14 protein-coding genes, 1 tRNA gene and 1 pseudogene are annotated in these 20822 nt (G+C 40.5%); 8 read left to right on the top strand and 8 right to left on the bottom strand.

The features are described from left to right. Positions 1 to 17: 17 nt before the first annotated feature. Positions 18 to 1949, bottom strand: coding sequence for a histidine kinase (locus ACQP6D_RS01870; protein WP_427857295.1), 1932 nt, complete (start codon positions 1947 to 1949; stop codon positions 18 to 20). Positions 1950 to 1993: 44 nt separating this feature from the next. Next, positions 1994 to 2068: pseudogene (locus ACQP6D_RS01875) on the bottom strand (hypothetical protein); the annotation flags it as partial. A gap of 482 nt (positions 2069 to 2550) precedes the next feature. On the opposite strand from ACQP6D_RS01875, the gene ACQP6D_RS01880 reads away from it, so the two are divergent. From ACQP6D_RS01880 to ACQP6D_RS01890, 3 genes are all read left to right on the top strand, one after another. After that, entirely contained in the window at positions 2551 to 3015 is a 465-nt protein-coding gene (locus ACQP6D_RS01880; RefSeq protein WP_100140036.1) for a type VI secretion system amidase effector protein Tae4, read from the top strand. After that, complete coding sequence (locus tag ACQP6D_RS01885; protein ID WP_427857296.1) at positions 3000 to 3362, top strand: T6SS amidase immunity protein Tai4 family protein; 363 nt, start codon at positions 3000 to 3002, stop codon at positions 3360 to 3362. The genes ACQP6D_RS01880 and ACQP6D_RS01885 overlap by 16 nt, the downstream gene beginning before the upstream one ends. 316 nt (positions 3363 to 3678) lie before the next feature. Further along, positions 3679 to 4989, top strand: a complete 1311-nt coding sequence (locus tag ACQP6D_RS01890) for a hypothetical protein (RefSeq protein WP_427857297.1) — start codon at positions 3679 to 3681, stop codon at positions 4987 to 4989. Between the two features lie 773 nt (positions 4990 to 5762). Here ACQP6D_RS01890 and ACQP6D_RS01895 read toward each other — a convergent pair. From ACQP6D_RS01895 to panC, 3 genes are all read right to left on the bottom strand, one after another. Beyond that, entirely contained in the window at positions 5763 to 6140 is a 378-nt protein-coding gene (locus ACQP6D_RS01895; protein WP_100140033.1) for a DUF805 domain-containing protein, read from the bottom strand. A gap of 577 nt (positions 6141 to 6717) precedes the next feature. Further along, positions 6718 to 10362 (bottom strand): DNA translocase FtsK, encoded by a 3645-nt coding sequence (locus ACQP6D_RS01900; RefSeq protein WP_370470033.1) that lies wholly within the window; start codon positions 10360 to 10362, stop codon positions 6718 to 6720. A gap of 51 nt (positions 10363 to 10413) precedes the next feature. Then, the gene (gene panC / locus ACQP6D_RS01905; RefSeq protein ID WP_267408059.1) at positions 10414 to 11256 is read right to left on the bottom strand and encodes a pantoate--beta-alanine ligase; all 843 of its coding nucleotides are present in this window, start codon (positions 11254 to 11256) and stop codon (positions 10414 to 10416) included. 243 nt (positions 11257 to 11499) lie between these two features. Between panC and ACQP6D_RS01910 the strand changes: the two genes are divergently transcribed. The 3 genes from ACQP6D_RS01910 to ACQP6D_RS01920 all read left to right on the top strand — a co-directional run bounded on the left by ACQP6D_RS01910 (position 11500) and on the right by ACQP6D_RS01920 (position 15073). Next, positions 11500 to 12291, top strand: a complete 792-nt coding sequence (locus tag ACQP6D_RS01910; protein WP_267408060.1) for a basic amino acid ABC transporter substrate-binding protein — start codon at positions 11500 to 11502, stop codon at positions 12289 to 12291. Between the two features lie 189 nt (positions 12292 to 12480). Continuing rightward, a complete protein-coding gene (locus tag ACQP6D_RS01915) occupies positions 12481 to 13482 on the top strand; it encodes a 2Fe-2S iron-sulfur cluster-binding protein (protein ID WP_427857298.1) in 1002 nt (333 codons plus the stop codon). Positions 13483 to 13489: 7 nt separating this feature from the next. Then, positions 13490 to 15073: a phosphoethanolamine transferase gene (locus ACQP6D_RS01920; RefSeq protein ID WP_427857299.1), complete on the top strand. Its 1584-nt coding sequence runs from the start codon at positions 13490 to 13492 to the stop codon at positions 15071 to 15073. A gap of 244 nt (positions 15074 to 15317) precedes the next feature. On the opposite strand, the gene clpA is transcribed toward ACQP6D_RS01920, so the two are convergent. Together clpA and clpS are read right to left on the bottom strand one after the other, a co-directional pair. Then, entirely contained in the window at positions 15318 to 17612 is a 2295-nt protein-coding gene (gene clpA / locus ACQP6D_RS01925; protein WP_427857300.1) for an ATP-dependent Clp protease ATP-binding subunit ClpA, read from the bottom strand. Between the two features lie 139 nt (positions 17613 to 17751). Beyond that, positions 17752 to 18057, bottom strand: coding sequence for an ATP-dependent Clp protease adapter ClpS (gene clpS, locus ACQP6D_RS01930; protein WP_100140028.1), 306 nt, complete (start codon positions 18055 to 18057; stop codon positions 17752 to 17754). A gap of 226 nt (positions 18058 to 18283) precedes the next feature. Between clpS and ACQP6D_RS01935 the strand changes: the two genes are divergently transcribed. Then, positions 18284 to 18487, top strand: coding sequence for a cold-shock protein (locus ACQP6D_RS01935; RefSeq protein ID WP_025330479.1), 204 nt, complete (start codon positions 18284 to 18286; stop codon positions 18485 to 18487). A gap of 399 nt (positions 18488 to 18886) precedes the next feature. On the opposite strand, the gene ACQP6D_RS01940 is transcribed toward ACQP6D_RS01935, so the two are convergent. Further along, a complete protein-coding gene (locus tag ACQP6D_RS01940; RefSeq protein ID WP_369608122.1) occupies positions 18887 to 20110 on the bottom strand; it encodes a uracil-xanthine permease family protein in 1224 nt (407 codons plus the stop codon). Positions 20111 to 20313: 203 nt separating this feature from the next. On the opposite strand from ACQP6D_RS01940, the gene ACQP6D_RS01945 reads away from it, so the two are divergent. Continuing rightward, positions 20314 to 20389: transfer RNA gene (locus tag ACQP6D_RS01945), tRNA-Thr, on the top strand. The last annotated feature ends 433 nt before the right edge of the window (positions 20390 to 20822 follow it).

Below are 20822 nucleotides of genomic sequence, written 5' to 3' on the forward strand. Positions count from 1 at the left end.
TTAATTTCCCAAAAGAATTACTCCTGAGTATGGATATACTGACGTGGTACCATCAGCTCCACACATGCTCCACCCCCCACCCGTGCAGAAATTTTCAACTTTCCATTAATTTTAGCGGAGCGCTCTTTCATTATATGTATACCCACATGTCCTTGCTGTTCCTTCTGCAGGAGTGTATCTTCAGCAAAACCAACACCATCATCCTCAATTTTCAGATTCAGCCGGTCTGCCATATAAGCCAAACATACTTTAACTGCATCTGCATGAGCATGTTTACGCACATTTGACAAAGCCTCCTGCACAATAAACACTACCTGTAACTGCACCTCAGGCTCAACTTCATAAACATCACCTTCAACAGACCAATCAACAACGATATCAGTTTGTTGTTCAAATCGCTTCATTACTCCTTGCAATGAACTAATCAGCCCTTCCGTTACCAGCCTAACACGAAAATTCGATAACAATTCGCGTACATCATCATAACATTGCTGAATGCCCTCATTAATAAATTCAAGAGTCTGTGCAGCCTGTTGTTCTTTATGCTCACCTAACGCTTTTTCCAGCACCTGTACCTGAATATTCAAGAAAGAAAGCGACTGAGCAATACTGTCATGCAAACCCTGTGCCATCAGATTACGTTCTTCCAGAATAGCCATCTGTTTGTCCAACTCATTTAGACGCATACTTTCAATAGCAATCCCAAACTGACTACACACAGTAGAAATCAAGCGCTGATTTTCTTCACTCAACGCAAAGGGCACTTTAGCAAACAGATGCAGCATACCAATTTCATCATCCACAGACTTCACCGCAAAGGTTAAACAAAACGGCAAAACCTGTCTTATCTGGCAGAAACGATTACGCTCATCAACAATAGCCAATGATTCAGTTTCAACTACCGGCACAGATTGCAACATCTGAGCACAACGCCCACCATCACAGCGATAATCTCTGAATCTATCCACCTGCTCTTCAGTCAGCCCATCAGATCCAGCCAGCTCAAGCCTCTGAGAATGCCGATTTTTCAACTGCACCACACAGGCATCCGCACCACTAAACACCTTCATTTTATTCATAAACACCTGCACAAGCACTAATAACTCATGCTGTTCTTGAAACAATGATGTCATAGCATACAAAACAGCCAAATCTTGATTACGCTTTACTAGCGCCTGTGTTTGTTCCGCTACCCGATTTTCCAGAGTGTCATAGACTTCATTTAGCTTAGCAGCCATTAAGTTAAAGCCTTGCGCTACCTTACCAAATTCATTAGCTGTGCCCACTTGCAAGCGCGTATCAAAACGGCCTTTACCAATCTGACCAATACCCTGATTCAAACGGAGTAACGGTGCGATAACTAAATGGTGCAGTAACAGAAGAGAAACAATTGCAGAAAAAATAGCCATCAACAGCACAAGCACCTGTAACCAGCGCAACAACTGAATATTATGAGTATTATCCTGCTCAATCAGCAGTACCAGACGATCAATCACCGCAGTAAATTCACGGGCTTCAGCCAAAAATGCCGCATCGCTCAGACGTCCATTTAAATAAGCATTACGGTCACCAAGAAAATCCTGTAACTGCTCCTCAATCTTTATTACTTGTTGCAGAAGCTGCTGATGCCGCCGTCCATTAACAAAACCGGTTTCATGCAAATCATGCAAATGCGTCAGAATTTCTTCAAACTGCCGTTGCTCCTGCTTAAACTGTTGCTCCGCTCCTGAAGTTTTCGTTACCAACACCATATAAAATACCCGTTTGCGCAGACTCCCAGCTTCATTTATTGCCATACCCAGCTCTTCAAGCCGCCAAGACGTATTCAGCGACAACCCTACTAAACTGGTAGCCAAAAACAGCCACACAGCAATAAGCACCACCAATACTTTAGAAAGCTTCTGCCCACGTAAAAACCAATGGTCAAATTTTTGCCACAAACTTTTCATATCACCCTTGCCAATAACAGAAGGCACAGTAACTTAAACTATAACTATAATATTATTTTGAATTTAAAATCCGCTAACATGATTGCGAGCATCAAATAAATTATTATTTTTTGAAATTTTGTTTATCATTCAAAATAAATTATTCAGATTATAAAACACCAACTATCATACTATTTACCTATTCTATTATTTTTTAAATACTGAAAAAAATTAAAACATGACAAAGCATGAAAACACTAGAAACCAAGTTAATCACATTTAAGGTTTAAATATTTACATCGTCAGTATTTCCAAAATAAAAAAATAAGGTGTTAACAACATTAACATTTTTAGTTTATTGACACATATAGACATATTCCCTATTTTTGCCCAGAAATTTTTGATCGATATGGACAATTTAATTTACTGTCTTCTGTAAGAAACAATATAAGAAGATAGGAATATAACTTGGAGCAAATTGTTTTAAATCAGTTAGCTTTACAAAATCCTATTTTAATTTATTTTATATTTAAGATAGACAATGCCAACATATACACTTTATAATCATTATTAACAAATTCAGTAATTTAATTTACCTGTATTTTCTTAATAAGAGGATGAAATGGCAAAACCTGACTTCAAAACTATGTGGACAAATTTTCAGTACGTTAATGTACCCGTTAAAGAAGTAGGGAAAAAAATTGGAGGTAAAGTTCAACAAAATATTGATTCAGAAATTTTCCAGAATGCTTGTGCAATACGAATGAGCTATGCATTAAATTATTCAGGTTTTCCTATCAATCGAGATTCAAGATGGAGCACATCTTCCGGTGCCGACAAAAAATGGTATATATTTAAAGTTACTGATCTAATTCGATTTTTAGAATGTAATTTTGGTAAACCAGACATTATTACCAAATCTACTACGAATATGAGTCAATTTAATGGAGTAAAAGGTCTATTAGTATTTAATGTTTCTATTTGGTCGGATGCGTCGGGTCATGCCACATTATGGGATGGAAGCAAATGTTCTGACCACTGCTATTTTGACGATGCAAATGAGGTGAAAATGTGGAAATTAAAGTAAAACTAATTTTTAGTCTAATAGTAATTTCGATTTCTTCTGCATTCGCACAGGTACACTCTCCGCTAAAAAATGATTTGGAAAATTTTACCTTGAGTTATTGTCTAGCTCAGAGTGAAAGCGGAGACATTATGCAGCGGGAAGCAAAAGCGGCTGTAGGCGCCTATGTTGAACTTGGTCGTTATCCCGCTGAAGCTTATGAAGAAGCAGCACTGATTGCACGCAATTACTCAAAGCGTCCTTATAAAAGTTATCAAGAAGGCGTACAGCTAATATTAATGAAATGCATAGATGCTTCACAAAGCAAAGAAATAAAATCAATTAAAAACCGTTTTTCTCAGAGAAAATAATTTTTTACTGAAAATTATATAGATGAAACAAAATTCCTGTTTTCAGATTATTCATTTACAGATAATTCAATTATTTTAGTCGTATTTATATAACTTTAATTATCAGGTTTATCCCATCTTAATTAGGCATAAACGAATATACCTTTTCATCTCGTGGCAGATGTAATCGTTTCCAACTTTCACAATAAAATAAATTTTTTGGTGTATTAGTTTGTGATCTAAAACAAATTATAATTATTTAAATACAGTTAATATATTTTTAGTAAATCTTTAATATTTTATATATATTTGCTCTAATCAAGCTAAAATCCTTACTATGTATAGTAAAAAATTTCTAAAACTCATACCTTATTTTCTGGTATCAATATCAATCAACACCATTTCCCAAACATGGGCTCAAAATATATATACCATCGAAAAAATATCTCCCAACGGATTGATTACCGTTTCTTTATCTGTACCAGTTGATACTACCAACAATAAAAATACGCAACTATCCTTACGCGACGATATACCAGTTACAAAACCACAAGTTATAAATGTAAGATGCGGACAAACCAAACTGAAACATGACAAATCAGGAAACTGGCTGCTCCCAACAACTTGTAATAAAGTTACCTGGCAAGTAAAACCCGAGCTATCAGATAATAAACCCATAGATTTAGCTAACCAATTAACACTTAAACTGAAAAAAGCAGGCTGGATATTATTTTCAGAATCTTCTTCTTTATTGCGGATCAAACATTCTGAGAGCGCCTCTGTACTCACTAGTACAAACAATATCCCCTTGCTTGGCGCCACTTCAGCATTGTACGGATGGGCTATCCCTCCGGTAGGTACTGCGCCAGAATTTTACATCATCGGACAACCCGAAACTCAGCAAAAAATCATAGCAAACCTTCCCGTCACCTATGTAATAGACAATCCACAACAAACCAATTGGTCTGAATTGCAGGCTTTACATCAAAAAACCCTACGTTATTTCACAACTATTCTTTCTCTACCCGCAGATCTACCAAGCAATGAAAAATCATTATTGCTTATTTGGTTAGGAACAGAAGCTAAAAACAAACAAGTAAATGGAGCAGCAGGCAGAAGAAGCTTTATCGCCAATTATGTTTATGAAAGAAATCACCGAATCAGTACAAGTGATAATATGCATAGCCTTTTAGTTATTGCCCATGAGCAATTTCACCAGTATGCCGATATGGTACGTTACAAGTACCCTGTAGATACATCTGTCTGGATAGAAGAAAGTTTAGCACAGTATTACGCTTTAAAATCTATGCAAAAAGCTTTATCTGCAGATGAATTTGAAACTATTAAAAATAAATTCTTGTCACAAGATCAAACTATTTATTTCAAATTTAGTGAGATTGAGCAACAAATTAAAGAAAACAATTACAAAAACTATTCCCTCTTATACAGCCAAGGACCAAAATTTTGGTATGCCATGGATCAGGCACTGCTGTCTTCTTCACAAGGTAAATATGGGCTCGATTCATTATTACCTGTACTAATAAACTCTGACTGCCAAAATGATCAACTTCCAGCTGCTTTCGTTCAAAAAGCAAACGAAATTGGAGGTAATCAGATAAATAATCTCTTAAAACAATATGTTCAATAAAAAGTAAATCAAGATATTTGAAAATAAAATTTTAAATAAGGAAAATTTCTTCTACAAATAACCGTAGTATAAATATACTATTTTAAATCAGATACAACCATACAGATTTTGCTATTGTAGTGAGTTTTTTCGCATTCTTTTTATTATTTTCTAAAACATAGAATGAATGAATTAAATCATATCCGGTAAACACCGTTCACAGTGGAGCGAAATGTTTCCTGTTTTTGCAAATCATACTTCTACTTCAAATCATCCGTATAAGAATTTATATAATTCAACAAATTAAGATTCAACAGTATAAGATAATCTGAGGCCTATTCGGGTTTATTATAATTTCACAACTTGCTACAAATTCTGCATCCATCTATTTTATCGCAGTAAGTTTATGATTAAAAAAAACTATACAGAATATATGATAAGTTTTTTTACTAAAACAGCTATTTTCAATGGCTGTTGATATTTTAAAAAATATTTTTTTACCAATTTCATATTTTGTACTGATTATTCATAATTCTATAAATATCTACAAAATAATAAAAAAAGAAATGGATTAATGACTATCAATTCAGTTTCTAACTCTTTAAAAAAGATTATTAATAAATTTGATACCAGTAAATATATCGCAAAAGAATACAGGCTTCGGCAGCTATCTATTTCATAAAACCTAAGCTGCCGAATCAAGATAATCAAACAATTTCGAAGTAAACAATAAAATGTCTCATAAAGAATTTATTGCTATTTATCTGCCAAATAAACGTATACCGTAAATCTGCTTAAAACATTCTCTGTTCAAATCGATTCGGTTTACCTGGCAATAACATAAGAATAATAAACCAGATTTGACCAATAATCGGTATCAGAGTAATCAAAATCCACCAACCCGAGCGATCAGTATCATGTAAGCGCCTAAACTGTAATGATAAAGTAGCAATCCATACTACAAATCCAATTACCAAAACTACAAAATTAACTGTCCAGTCACCCCATGTATAAATATCATTAATCGGATGTCCAAGCATTTTTTCAAGTACATACATCAGCAACATACCCAGTACATAGTTGATAACAATCGGCCACCAATAATCAGCACGGTTAGAAGTTCCAGAAAAATTAAAAATGTTGTGCCAGAAACGTTTATAAGACTCAATCATAAATCTATCTCCTAATAATAACCTGTATATATTTACACACTTAAAGATATAAATTTTTATTTCATAAATAGCCAAATTCATCTTAAAACTTATTTTTTTTCACTTCAAACCGTTTAATAATCAAAACAATTAATTACAAAATTTATTTTTCTTATAAAACCTTACTTAAATATTGAATGTTTTATCTTTTACCTTTTTAATTGATACAATATTTAATTACTTATCAGCAATATTTTGCACTTTCATCTACTATTTATTTTATTAAACATTGCTGACAAAGCAATACCAAGTAAAACAGCCAAAAATGATTTAATAAAATTTGCCTGTTTATTGATTTTTTTCAAAATAACTGTTCATTAAAACAACAGAATCACAACATATTAATTAAATCTATACATATAAATACGCTGTTTTAACCATAACTCTAGAATAATATCAATCAGATTAACTAATTAATAAATATATAGAAATCATAATAATAATATAATAACTCATAGAATGAATTGACTAATCAACTCATAAATAAAAAAACCGTATACATAAAGTACACGGTTTGAATAATCGATATTTAGAATAACTAATCATCTAGATGGTTATTTTGCGGAGCAAGTACAGTACGATTACCATTTCCTTCTGCAGCTGAAACAATTCCCTCTGACTCCATCTGTTCCACCAAACGAGCTGCACGGTTGTATCCAATACGCAGCTGACGTTGTACCGAAGAAATACTCGCTTTTCGAGTTTTTACCACCAGTGCCACTGCTTCATCATAAAGAGGATCCAACTCTTCTTCACTATTGCGTGGTGACGCATTGCTAAACATATCATCATCACTGACACCGGCCGTTAAAATATCATCGATATATTTCGGCTCACCAAACTGTTTCAAATAATGCACCACACGATGCACCTCTTCATCAGCCACAAACGCCCCATGCACCCGTTCTGGATAAGCTGTGCCGGGAGGTAAAAACAGCATATCACCCTGTCCCAGCAGATTCTCAGCGCCCATCTGGTCAAGAATGGTTCGGCTATCCACCTTGCTAGATACCTGAAAGGCAATTCGTGTAGGAATATTGGCTTTAATTAAGCCAGTAATCACATCTACACTCGGCCTCTGTGTCGCTAGTATCAAATGGATACCGGCCGCCCGAGCTTTCTGCGCCAAACGGGCAATCAGTTCCTCGATTTTCTTGCCTGCCGTCATCATCAGATCAGCAAATTCATCTACCACAACCACAATATAAGGCAGCTTTTCTAGTGGTTCTGGGTCGTCCCGATTCAGCGAAAACGGATTAAATAGCTTTTTATTTTGCGCTGCTAGCTCAGCAATTTTCTGATTGAAACCAGCCAAATTACGCACACCAGCATGGCTCATCAACCGGTAACGTTTCTCCATTTCATTTACACACCACGTTAACGCATTCGCCGCCAACTTCATATCCGTCACTACTGGTGCCAATAAATGCGGTATACCTTCATAAATGCTTAATTCCAGCATTTTAGGGTCTATCATAATGAGACGCACATCTTCCGGAGTAGCTTTAAACAGCATCGAAAGAATCATCGCATTAACACCCACTGATTTACCCGATCCAGTGGTACCCGCTACCAATAAATGTGGAGCTTTGGCCAAATCGGTCACCACCGGCTGTCCAGTAATACCCTGACCCAACGCCAGCGTTAGTTTAGAACGTGATTGCTGAAATACCGGAGCCGAGAATATCTCACTCAACCGAATAATCTGCCGTTTCGGATTAGGAAGTTCCAACCCCATACAGGTTTTACCCGGAATAGTCTCAACCACACGTATAGATGCAAAGCCCAGACTGCGCGCCAAATCCTTTTCTAAGTTTACAACCTGACTGCCACGCACACCCTGAGCCGGTTCAATTTCATAGCGGGTGATAACCGGACCAGCAAAAGCATCTATTACTCGTACCTTAACTTTGAATTCAGCCAGTTTTTCTTCAATGGTAATCCCATTTTCAAGTAAGGTTTCTTCACTCTGTCGTGCAGCAGGGTCATAATACGGCGGCAATAATAAATCCATACCCGGAAGCAAAGGTTTTAAAGACGGTGCGGGTATTGATTGATGAGAAGCATTCTGATTAAGCGCTTTTCGTAATGCCATCCCGATTGCCGTCTGAGCCTGAGTTGCCGAAGAATTTATTTGCTCTGTTGGCAGCGGTTGTTGATTCAAACGGGTAACCACACTCACGCTTCTAACTTCTGGTTCTGTTTCAGATAGACTTTTTTGCACCTGTTCCGGCACTAAATCTGGAGTTGTTTCAGACTCATTAACGCTGGAAGCATCTGACAACCAATAATCAGAAACTTTTGAATCAGTATTTTCTTCTTCCGCTGCGGCCTGCTCAGAATAAAAAGACGGTACTTCTTTCTGCTCTTCAGAATCGTTGAAATACGGGTCTTCAGTGGCCAGCACAGGATTTTCAACCACATCCGCTTCTTTGCTGCTTTCTTCATCAGTGTAAGAAATAACTGCATTATGGATCGGATTCGAATCACTAAAAGACGTCGTATTTGTATAGCCGGTACCACTACTTATACCTGACACCGGTGGTGGTATATCCGGCGCATACTGAAATTGATTTCCTACAGAAGGATCAGCATCATGCATAATGCTGTCACGATGTTCGTCCTCATCAAACACTGAAGAGTTGTAATCATCATCTACAGTAAAAGAATCATCCGCTGATGGTACCGTAACTACTGGCGCAGCAGCTATGGCTGTCGGCATCGGCTGAAAAGGTGTAAAACGTGTAGATAGTGGTGTATGTTCACTGCCTGCCACTCCTGTATAGGGGCTTACGGCCGACATATCAGCTACAGGAGTAGTCATCCGCACAGCATGGCGCTTACCAATTCGAGCAGCCGCCGGAATCACACTTTCGCGTACTACAGGCCGCTGAAATTTCTGCTTATTTAAAGGTGAATCGGTTTTAGCCAGATTAGCGTAAATTTCATCTTCCGCAATAACCGGTACACTATAGCCAGAATTAGTATGAGTGGACGTTTCCTGATGGCGCTGACGAGCCAATCTCTGGCGCAACAAATTTAAACGGATATCTTCTTCATTTATGACATGGACTCCATTGTGTTCACTACGCTGTCTAGGTTCGTGATGAGCGTGAGCAGAAAGGGAGTTTGCTGCATGTGCCAGATGTGAAGGAACGCCAACTGAGTTTCCCAATTTGCGCTGAGTAGCCTGCTGTAAATCATTTAAATCGAAATTTTTCAGCGCTCGAGCTTTAAGCAGGGCGGCTTGTTCAGCCTTAGTATGCAAGCGAACTCTGTTTAACGCCGGATCATCAGGAGTAATTTCTCTGGCATGCCTATTCTGCTGTTTTTGACTATTTACTGGCTTATGCTGCCAGTTAATCTGTATCACCTCTAGCGCCGGAGCAGATTCAGCTACCGCATCCGTTAGAGGATGCGTAGCTACCTTACGCGTGGCTTCTGCTAATGTGATAACTTCCAGTTTTTTCTTCTGATTAAATACCACCGCTGGCTCAGCCACTTCTTCACTGCTTACCAAAATTTTTTCTGTAGTGGACTCTTCTTCCGTATCTGCTATCAGTTCCTTATCAGTGTTGGAGACATCAACCACTTTTGGTTCAGACTCAGTTTTATTTTCAACGGAAGATTGCATTTTCTGTGTTGAGAAAGAATCTGCTATCGGCAACTGTGTGTTGTTTGCTTCCGGCATCTCTTCAGCAGTTTTTGCCTTCGACTGTAGATATTCTTTATCTAGCGTAGCAGGATGAGGCGTTTCGGCTTTTAAAGGTTTCGGGCTTGCCTCAGTTACAGTAATCTGTCGGGCTAGAGGATGTTTTATGGGCAGCTGAGACTTGCTCGCTACAGAATCCATTGCATCAGGCTCAGTTTGTACATTCTGCTCTGATGTAGCTGACGCAATTTCCACCGGTGCTGCTGGTACTTTCTGTAAAGAATGTTGTGATTCTGCTGACGATTGTACTTTCTGTTGCTGCTGACTGCGCCGCACTGCTAATTTTCTCACTATACTTTTCAGTAAAGATACAGGAGCCGGAGCTGAAGACGACACTTTACTGTGCTTTAAATGCTCTTCATAGCGGGTTAAATAGGTCATTTCCAGCTGCCATTTACGCTCTTCAATATTGCGCCACCAGAGTAATGCGCCTATAGCCATAATTAACAGTAATAATACAATCCACCACATACGTATTCACGCTGCCTTTTGGTTAAAATCCGGTTTACAGACTCTTTTATTTTATTCGTGCTCCAACTGCACTTCTAAATTATCAATTAGACGCGTCGTCCCCAGTATAGCAGCCGCAACAATTACCAGATTTTTATCAGAAATCTGAGCTTTTGTCAGCGTTTGTGCGTGTCTGACTTCAATATAATCCACTTGCCAGCCATGCTGTTGCAAATAGGTTGCTGCACTATTTTCTAAAGCAGCAAATTGCCGATTTCCTCTTCGCATTGCTTCAGCCATAGTCCTCAGCTGTGCCGATAGCTGCGCTGCCTGTTCACGTTGTTCAATTGTCAGATAGCCATTACGGCTAGACAAAGCCAAACCACTATCAGCACGCTCAATTTCAACTGGAATAATGTCAATATCCATATTCAGATCCTGCACCATTCCCTTTATTACTGCCAGTTGTTGATAATCCTTTTTACCAAAACACGCCACATCCGGCTGCACAATATTAAAGAGCTTTGTCACAATTGTGGCCACACCTCGAAAATGGCCAGGACGACTACGGCCGCAGAGCTCATTCTGAATAGCCGGCGGTTCAACAAAATATTGCTGCGTTCCATTTGGATACAATTCTGTTTCTGACGGCGCAAACACCACATCAGCACCGGCCTCAGTCAGCTTTTCCACATCCTCAGCCAATGTCCGCGGATACAGATCAAAATCTTCGCCCACTCCAAACTGAATGCGATTAACAAATATGCTCACCACTACCGCATCAGCGTGTGCTTTGGCAGTACGCACCAAAGCTAGGTGACCGGCATGCAAGTTTCCCATTGTCGGCACCAGAGCCACCCTTTTCACTTGCTTGCGCCATGAACGCAGTTCAGTAATGGTATGAAATATATGCATTATTTATCCTGTTAGACTTAATCAAATTAAAACAGCACAAAATTATGTAAAGTCATGTCTCCATGAAAGCGGGATTATAGCACCGCTAAGCAGTAACACAGTGTACGGATAAAGCTTGTTTCAACAGTGAAATATGTTACTATCAAGCCAGACATGGCGGTAAGGATGCATATTTTGAAATGCAAACCATTGTATTGTAAGCAGCCTTCAGCCAATAATTTCAATAAAATTCAGGGAGTGTATATGAAAATCAAATACTGGCTGACCGCTGCAGCCGCGTGTTCTGCACTGATACTATCTGCCTGTGGTGGCAGCAACAGCAATTCTGCTTCTGCGCCTGCTCAGCCCAATGCAGATAAAACCTTTATAGTTGGCACCAATGCAGAATTTGCACCTTTTGAATCCCGCACAGCCGACGGTTCGCTCACCGGTTTTGATATTGATTTGCTCAACGCCATGGCCAAAGCTGGCAATTTCAAAGTACAGTTTAAAGATCAGCCATGGGATGGACTATTTGCTAGCCTCAACAACGGCGATCTAGACATTGTGGCTTCCGGTGTGACCATCACTGATGAGCGTAAACAAAGTATGCTATTTAGTGACCCGTATTTTGATATTTCTATGATGGTACTCACGCCAAAAGCCAAAACATTCCATTCGCTGGCTGAATTAAATAACATGCATCGCGTAGCCGTAGCCACAGGCCAAACTGGCGATTTGGCAGTACAAAAAGTATTGGGTGCACAAAGCACGAAAATTGCCCGTTTTGACAGCGTCCCCCTGGCCATCAAAGAGCTTGAAAATGGTGGTGTAGAAGCCATGGTATCCGATGGTGCCGTAATCAGTAATTATGTTAAAGCCAACGGTGCTGATAAATTCACCATTAATAAGGTACCCGAATTCGGTGTTGACCATTACGGCTTTGTGGTTCGCAAAGGCGATACAGCCACAGTGGAGAAACTGAATGATGCACTGAAAAAAATCCGCGCTAGTGGCGAATATGACAAAATATACGCAAAATACTTTTCCAACTAAACTTTAATTTGCATTCAGAAGAAAAAAACAGCCCGTTATCCTGAATAGCGGGCTGAACTGTATGTATCAGCATTCTGGCCAAAGCCATATTTACTTTAGTTTCCATTTCTTCAAAACGCATCTGCACATTTGGCTTTTATTTCACAGCGTTCTAAAATAGCCAACTCGTTAAAATAAGCTAAAACTAAAATGAGTTATCAAATAACGGTTTTACCAGCCGGTGAAACTTTTCAGGCACCAGAGGGAACATCACTGCTACAGGCAGCAATCGATCAGGGGATCATGCTACCGCATGCGTGTAAAAGCGGCTGCTGCGGAGCGTGCAAAGCTCAGCTAGTCAAGGGTCAAACTACTGAAATCAACCCACAGTCTGCCCTGAACAGTAATAACACAAATCAGCAGGATATATTACTGTGCTGCCAAAGTGCCAAAACAGACCTAACTCTATATTTGCCCAACTATAATGGCCATTCAGCACAACCAGTACAAACGCTGACTGCACGAATTGAAGATATTCGCTATTGTGGCCATACTGCCATCCTATCGCTGAAGCTGGCACAGCGAAAACCATTTCATTTCACTGCCGGCCAATATATCGATATTGTGCTATCCGAGAATCAGCGCCGTAGTTATTCGATAGCGGGTTTTGACACAAACCGCCGGCTGTTAATTATCCATGTACGACGTCACCATGGTGGCGTCTTTTCCGAACAACTCTTTGATGGCCGCTTGCGCCCGAAAGACATTCTGCATTTTCACGGGCCACTGGGCAATTTTCAGTTAAACAGCCAGCAAAAACCACTTATTATGTTGGCCTCCGGTACCGGTATTGCACCGATTGAAGCCATGCTGGAAACACTGAAACAACAGCAATTTCAACTACCGGTATCAATATACTGGGGTATGGCAGCAGAAGAAAATTTGTATGATGCTGCCGTGCTGGATAAGCTTTGTTCAGAGTTAGCACAGGCACAGTGGTCAGCAGTATTGTCGCATCCATCAGCATCATGGAAAGGTGCACGTGGCTATGTTCAACAAGCGGCACTGGCTGCTCATCCAGATATGAATAAATATGAAGTGTATGCATGCGGCCATCCGCAAATGATACATCAGGCCAAAAATTTATTTACAAATCAGGCTGGATTGCCTGAAGACGCATTTTTTGCTGATAACTTCACCCCAGCTGTCTGAGTGATCTATGAAACTAACGCCCCGTAAACATTATGCACTGAATGTATTACTCTTACTTATTTACAGCATCGTAATGATTTATGCACTGGCCTACCCGCCAAATCCTAACCGCATAATTGAAACATGGCTGGTCAGCATATTATTGCAACGTTTCTGCTCACGACTATGGTGCATCATGATGTGGCTGAGCGCAATCATTGTTCTGTTCTATCATCCTACTGCTACTCTGTACGGAAAACCGAGTTTTGGCATCGTCACTTCATTACTTAGTACCACAGCCAGTGAAGCAAGTGAATACATAGCAGCCATATCATGGCATACCTATGTAATGACAATTGTTCTGGCCGCTATACCGCTACTCATTATGCGTTTCAGCCGCCATACGGCTATCCCACGCTGGCGCGGCTACTGGGCTATTCCGCTTGTAATCGTACTAATGGTAATGACAATACAGACAGCGCGCAAAGGCTATACTACCGGTGGATTTGCCCTACGTGCACAGCCAATAGAATTTCTGGCCGATGCATATCTGCAACCGCGTGCCTACTTCGCCGAACTAGCAAAGATGAAAGCCGACTTAGCTAAACCAGATAATTGGCAAATTAGCAGTAGTCAACAGCAATACCGCAACTATGTATTGATTATTGGTGAAAGTGCCCGCGCAGATTATTTACATCTATACGGATTCAAATATCCGGACACCCCATTTCTGGACAAGCACGCCAGCATCATCATGGATAACATGCTGTCTGCCGGTCCCAATACGCCCATCTCGCTCTTACATGGTCTTACTCTCAGCCATGGTAAATCATTCTCAATTCAGAATAATGTGATTACTCTGGCGAAAAAAGCCGGTATGGATACAGCATGGTTGTCAAATCAGGGGGCACTTGGACAATACGATACATCTATTTCAACGATTGCTCATCAGGCCAATCACGTCACATTTCTAAAAACTACCGGCTACGATTTCGGCCAACGCAGTTATGATAATCAGCTCATTGAGCCATTGCAGAAAGTACTGGCTCAGCCTCTGGTTGCTGGTCAGTCCCGCCTGATTGTATTGCACATTATGGGTTCTCATCCCAATCCATGCGACCGGCTGCCCAACCCGCCACAGCACTATGTGGAAAATAACAACAGTAATTGCTATATCGATACCATTCGTCAGACAGACACTCTATTAAGCCAGATATATACAACATTGCAGCAAAATGGTGAGCCTTTCAGCATGTTGTATTTTAGTGACCATGGCCTGAGTCATGACAAAAACACCTTTGAGAAAAACAGTTTAGTACGTTCTTCAAGCATCCTGCGCCACAACGACCATTTTTATCAGAATTATCATGTCCCGCTAGTCATTATCAACAGTGATCAGCCTAGGCAGACACACAATCAGGCTCAGCGTAGTGGGCTGGAACTATTAGACGGAATTGCACAATGGCTGGGCATCTGCTCACCACAACTACCATTTGCCAATCAGTTTTTCAGCACGGCAAACAGTAACAATCCGCAGGTTCTCGACTTCAACCAGCATTTACAATCCGTCAAACAGCTACGGGATGATCCTTTGCCTGCAGATTTACAGTAAATAAACTCACTATACTAACTATCTGTAATAAAAAATAAATATCCCTGCCTAATTTATTCAGCAGGGATATAACATTAATTTTGATTTAATTTTCTTAAACATTTTCATTTGATTTGTATCAAAACACACTCAAATGAAAACATTATAATGAATTTACTTTGATTGGTTTCCTCTTGATGTGTGTGTTTAAGTGTGGCGTTTCGCCACACTTTTTTTTATTTTAATTTTAGCTTTCTTAATCAAATCATTCAATTGTTACCGATTCCTTTTTCTTAGAGCCGGATTGATTGGCAGTAGAAAAAACTAGCTTCACTTCATCAGACTGCGGCAAATAATCAATCAATACATCACCTCCTTCACTCAGACGGCCGAAGAGCAACTCATCAGCCAGCAGCTTACGAATACGCTCCTGAATCAACCGGTGCATGGGACGAGCACCCAATGCAGCATCAAAACCGTGTTTGGCCAAATAGCTGCGTAAAGTTGGTGTGAATTCAGCCACCACCTGTTTAGCCAGCAACTGCTGCTCCAGTGCCAACAAAAACTTATCCACGACTTTCGCAATTATTGCTTGATCCAGAGCTGTGAATGGCACAATTGCATCCAGACGGTTGCGGAATTCAGGCGAAAACGCTTTCTCAATAACGGCCAGACTATCAACCTGTCCGCGCTTTCCTGTAAAGCCCAAATTAGGCTTAGCCAATTCAGCAGCACCGGCATTGGTGGTCATAATCAGAATAACATTCCGGAAATCCGCACTGCGTCCATTATTATCCGTAAGATTGGCATAATCCATCACCTGCAACAACACATTGAATACATCCGGATGTGCCTTTTCAATTTCATCCAGCAGCAGCACACAATATGGCTGTTTATTGACTGCATCAGTAAGTAATCCGCCCTGCTCAAAGCCCACATAACCCGGCGGAGAACCAATTAGACGCGAAACAGCATGTGGTTCCATATATTCCGACATATCAAACCGCAGCAAAGGCAAGTCCAGCAGCTGCGCCAGCTGTTTGGCAACTTCAGTTTTGCCAACGCCAGTCGGGCCGGCAAACAAAAAGCTGCCAATCGGCTTATCAGGCTGTTTGAGACCAGAGCGCGCCATTTTAATCGACGCTACCAGTACATCAATAGCTTGATCTTGTCCAAATACTTTTGCTTTTAAATTATCAGCCAGAAAGCGCAATACCTGCTTATCATCATGCGAAACAGTGGTTTCTGGAATACGTGCAACTTTTGCCACAATCGCCTCAATTTCAGCACGGCCGATAACTTTACGTTGTCTGGATTTCGGCTGGGTTTTTTGTGCTGCCGCGGCCTCGTCTATAATATCAATAGCTTTATCTGGCAGAAAGCGCTCATTAATATAGCGAGCAGACAACTCAGCAGCTGCCTGAAGCGCACCTCGCGTATAGCGTACCTGATGGAAATTTTCAAATGCAGGTCGCAACCCTTGTAATATCTGCACCGTTTCAGTTACCGATGGTTCTACAATATCTATTTTCTGAAATCGTCGGCTTAAAGCATGATCCTTATCAAAAATAGTACGGTATTCCTGATAAGTTGTGGCGCCAATACAGCGCATACTTCCTTTAGCCAATGCCGGCTTAAGCAAATTAGAGGCATCCATCGTGCCGCCAGACACACTGCCGGCACCTATAATGGTATGAATTTCATCAACAAACAATACCGCCTTATCTAGTTCGCCCAATTCTTTAATAACGGCTTTCATGCGTGCTTCAAAATCACCGCGATACTTGGTACCGGCAAGCAAAGCGCCCATATCCAGCGAAAAAACCACTGATCCTTTGATAGATTCTGGCACCTTATCATGTACCAGCATATAAGCCAGCCCCTCTGCCAGTGCCGTTTTACCCACACCGGCTTCACCTACCAGTAAAGGATTATTTTTACGCCGCCGGCACAAAGTCTGAATCAGGCGTTGCATCTCCTCATTACGGCCAATAAGCGGGTCAATTCGGCCGGCAAGAGCTTCCCTATTCAGATTAACAGTATAATTTTCTAAAGCTTTTACTTCTGCCTTGCCCGCATCTGCCTCATTATTTTGTTCAGTATTTTTATTCTGAACCGGATTATGATTGCCAAGTGTCAGATAGCGCAGCACATCCAGACGGTTCACGGACTGCGATTCAAGAAAATAAACCGCGTGGCTGTCCTTTTCTGACATAATGGCCACCAGAACATCCACAGGTGTCACCTCACCTTCAGTATGCGCAGCACGTACATGCACAATTGCCTGCTGCAATACACGCTGAAATCCAAGCGTAGGCTCCAACTCAGACTGCTCTGCCACACTTTCCGGCAACACCGGTGTATTCTCATGAATACTTTGCTGAAGCTGTTTGGCTAGCAATTCATTATCCACCCCTACAGCCCGTAGCACCCCGCTCACATCTTCACTTTGCTGCAACAGGCCGAGCAGTAAATGCTCCACACCAATAAACTCAAACGCATGGTTCCGAGCCTCGGCATAAACATACTGCAGAATTTTTTCTAGTTGCGCCGAAATCATACCCGACCTCCTGACAAAGTAACATTTTCAATTCAGAATGCAACACACAGCATTATCAGCATATACATGAAGCACTCACGTTAAAAATCAAGTAACACCCGCCGAGTGTACCGTGGCATCTAGGTTTTAATACAACATCTCATTCTTCTTCAGTCAGACAACGCAAAGGAAAGCCAGCAGCTTCGGCACGTTCAAGCACCTGATTGCATTTGGTTTCGGCAATATCCTTCTGAAACACCCCACACACACCGCGTCCAGACTCATGCACCATCAGCATAATGGCAATCGCCTGAGTATGTGGCAAATGAAACACTTCCATGAGTACAGTTACCACAAAATCCATCGGTGTGTAATCATCATTCAACAATACCACTTTATAGCGCTTCGGTGGCTTTAACATGCTTTCCTGATTCTGGCTAACAGTTTGTGTTCTAGTATTTGACATTGTGCATAAATCTACATGTATCTGTGGGTTTTTAGTAACGGTTTTAATAATTTTATCATTTTTCGGTAAGCTTGCTTGACGTTAGTTCTTAACCTATGTAAAAAGACTACTTAACAAGTCAGACATAGACTGCCAAACAAATAGTTGTACACCTGTTCACTAATTTGTAGGTTCTACTGTGTCGCAAACTTGTTCTTTATTTTGTTTTTTATGTATAGGAAGTTTCATGGCAACTGGTATTGTTAAGTGGTTTAACGACGCTAAAGGTTTTGGTTTTATTACACCTGATGAAGGTGGTGAAGATTTGTTTGCTCATTTCTCTGCAATCAATATGAACGGCTTCAAAACCTTGAAAGAAGGTCAACGCGTATCTTTTGACGTGACCACCGGTCCAAAAGGTAAACAAGCGGCCAACATTCAGGCAGCTTAATCTTAGCCGGTTGTCCGGTTAGACAAAAATAGCGGCAATGCCGCTATTTTCTGTTTGATACTGAATATACTTACATTCTGCAATTACCAGTAGCCTGTCATTTATTCATATCAGCTCAACTAGGACCAGTTGGTTAGTTTAGACACATCAAATTTAATAGAATTCAAATAAATAACTGAATTTGCTAAATAAATAGCTGGTCCGATTTTTAATTTATTGTACTTAAAAACCTGAATAATGTTCTGATTCAGAAAATCCTATCCGTTCCCCATCAGAATACAATTTTCATAAGTAACTATATCAAGCACACTGTTGCTCTCTTTATCTAAACTTCTTACCATTCTGCACAAAAAAACCGCAGCCTATTAGAAGCTGCGGTCTTCAACTCAAATCTGATAGTTATTCTGCTTGAACGGTTGTTCCGGCTGGAAGCAGTAAATTCAGCACTATCGCCAGTAAAGCACATAGTCCTACACCAGCAAAAGCCATGGTACCGATTTTCACAACCATGCCACCTACACCCACAATCAAAACAGAACTCACAATCACCAGATTTCGCGGTTGCATTAAATCCACTTTAGCATCAATCAGCGTTTTTAGCCCCAGAGAAGCAATCGTGCCAAATAGTAGCAACATGATACCGCCCATTACAGGCAACGGAATTGAGCTCAGAAAAGCATTAAATTTGCCAAAAAAGGCCATTAAAATCGCAAACACAGCTGCCCATGTCATAATTACCGGATTACTATTCTTGGTAATCATCACCGCACCGGTAACTTCACCGTAGGTTGTTACCGGAGGGCCGCCGATTAAACCGGCAATACACACACCTAAACCATCTCCAGCTAAAGTTCGATGTAAACCGGGGTCTTTCACATAATCATTACCCGTCACCTTACCAATAGCCATAATTCCGCCAATGTGCTCAATAGCCGGCGCAATCGCTACCGGCAGCATAAACAGCGCAGCCTGCCAATTAACTTGCGGAGTAGCAAAATGGGGAACAGCAAACCACGGCGCCGCAGCCATAGCACTGGTATCCACCATTCCGGTTAGCAATGCCATTATATAACCGGCTGCCACACCTATCAGAATCGGAATCAAACGCATCATCTTACTGCCGAATACCGTCACTATTACTGTTACCGCAAAAGTAAAACCTGACAAAAACAGCGAATGCGCATAATCCACAACTTGTTTATCACCGGACTTACCCATAGCCATATTACAGGCTACCATCGCCACAGAAAGCCCAATTACCATAATCACCGGACCAATAACCACCGGCGGCAGCAAACGGTGCACCGAAGCCAGCCCGCGCCACTTAATCAGCGCAGCAAAGACAAAATACATAAAGCCAGCAGCGAACAGGCCAAACATAGTCGAACCCAACCCCCATTCCTGCATGGCATATATAATCGGGGCAATAAATGCAAACGAAGAACCCAGATATATCGGCACCTTACGTTTAGTACAAATCTGAAATAATAACGTGCCAACACCCGCACCCATCAGCGCCAGAGCTGGATTTAGCCCTGTTAACAACGGCACCAGAACCATGGCACCAAAGGCCACAAACAAAATTTGTGCGCCGGCCAGCGCTAGTTTAAATTGGTGTCCCACCCAGACACTCCCCATAAAATAATCAAAAACTCTTCATTATAGTCTAGTACCAAATAAAAAATAGTTATAATTTGTCGCCAATCAGCTAAAGCTTGAATAATTTAATTAATTTTTAAATCATAGCCTTATTTGTAAATTTAAAAAATAATTCCTATTTACTCTTGCGTATTTGTTCATTATTGCGCATAATGCGCCTCTCTTTAGCCGGCATAGCTCAGTTGGTAGAGCAGCTGACTTGTAATCAGAAGGTCCCGAGTTCGACTCTTGGTGCCGGCACCAGTTAAAAAAAAGCGTAATCAAACGATTACGCTTTTTTATTTGCAATTTAATCATTACATCTCTCGAATAATCAGTCCACAATCTAAGTTTTTCCTTCTACACACCTGATCTAATAATAACGCACCCGCCATATATAACCTATGGATTACAACGCTAATCAGCTGAGCCAGCCTAAACGAATATCCGGTACAAATAAAATACTGACTTTTTATTTTCTGAAGATTTAGAGTCGAAGAAGCCTCCAACTCCTTCAAATCCATTGAGTATCTTGCTTTTCAAGTCATTCCCAACGCTTTATTAGCACCTTCACCCATAAAAACAGCCATAACTCATCCCAATTTACATAATTGATGACTGAAACAATTAATTCAGGTATTTATATTTACTTTAAAATAATGGTTGTGTTGTTAAACTCTCATCTATGTCCAAAAAA

Source organism: Snodgrassella sp. CS2 (genome assembly GCF_050310315.1).
Taxonomy (GTDB): Bacteria; Pseudomonadota; Gammaproteobacteria; order Burkholderiales; family Neisseriaceae; genus Snodgrassella; species Snodgrassella alvi_E.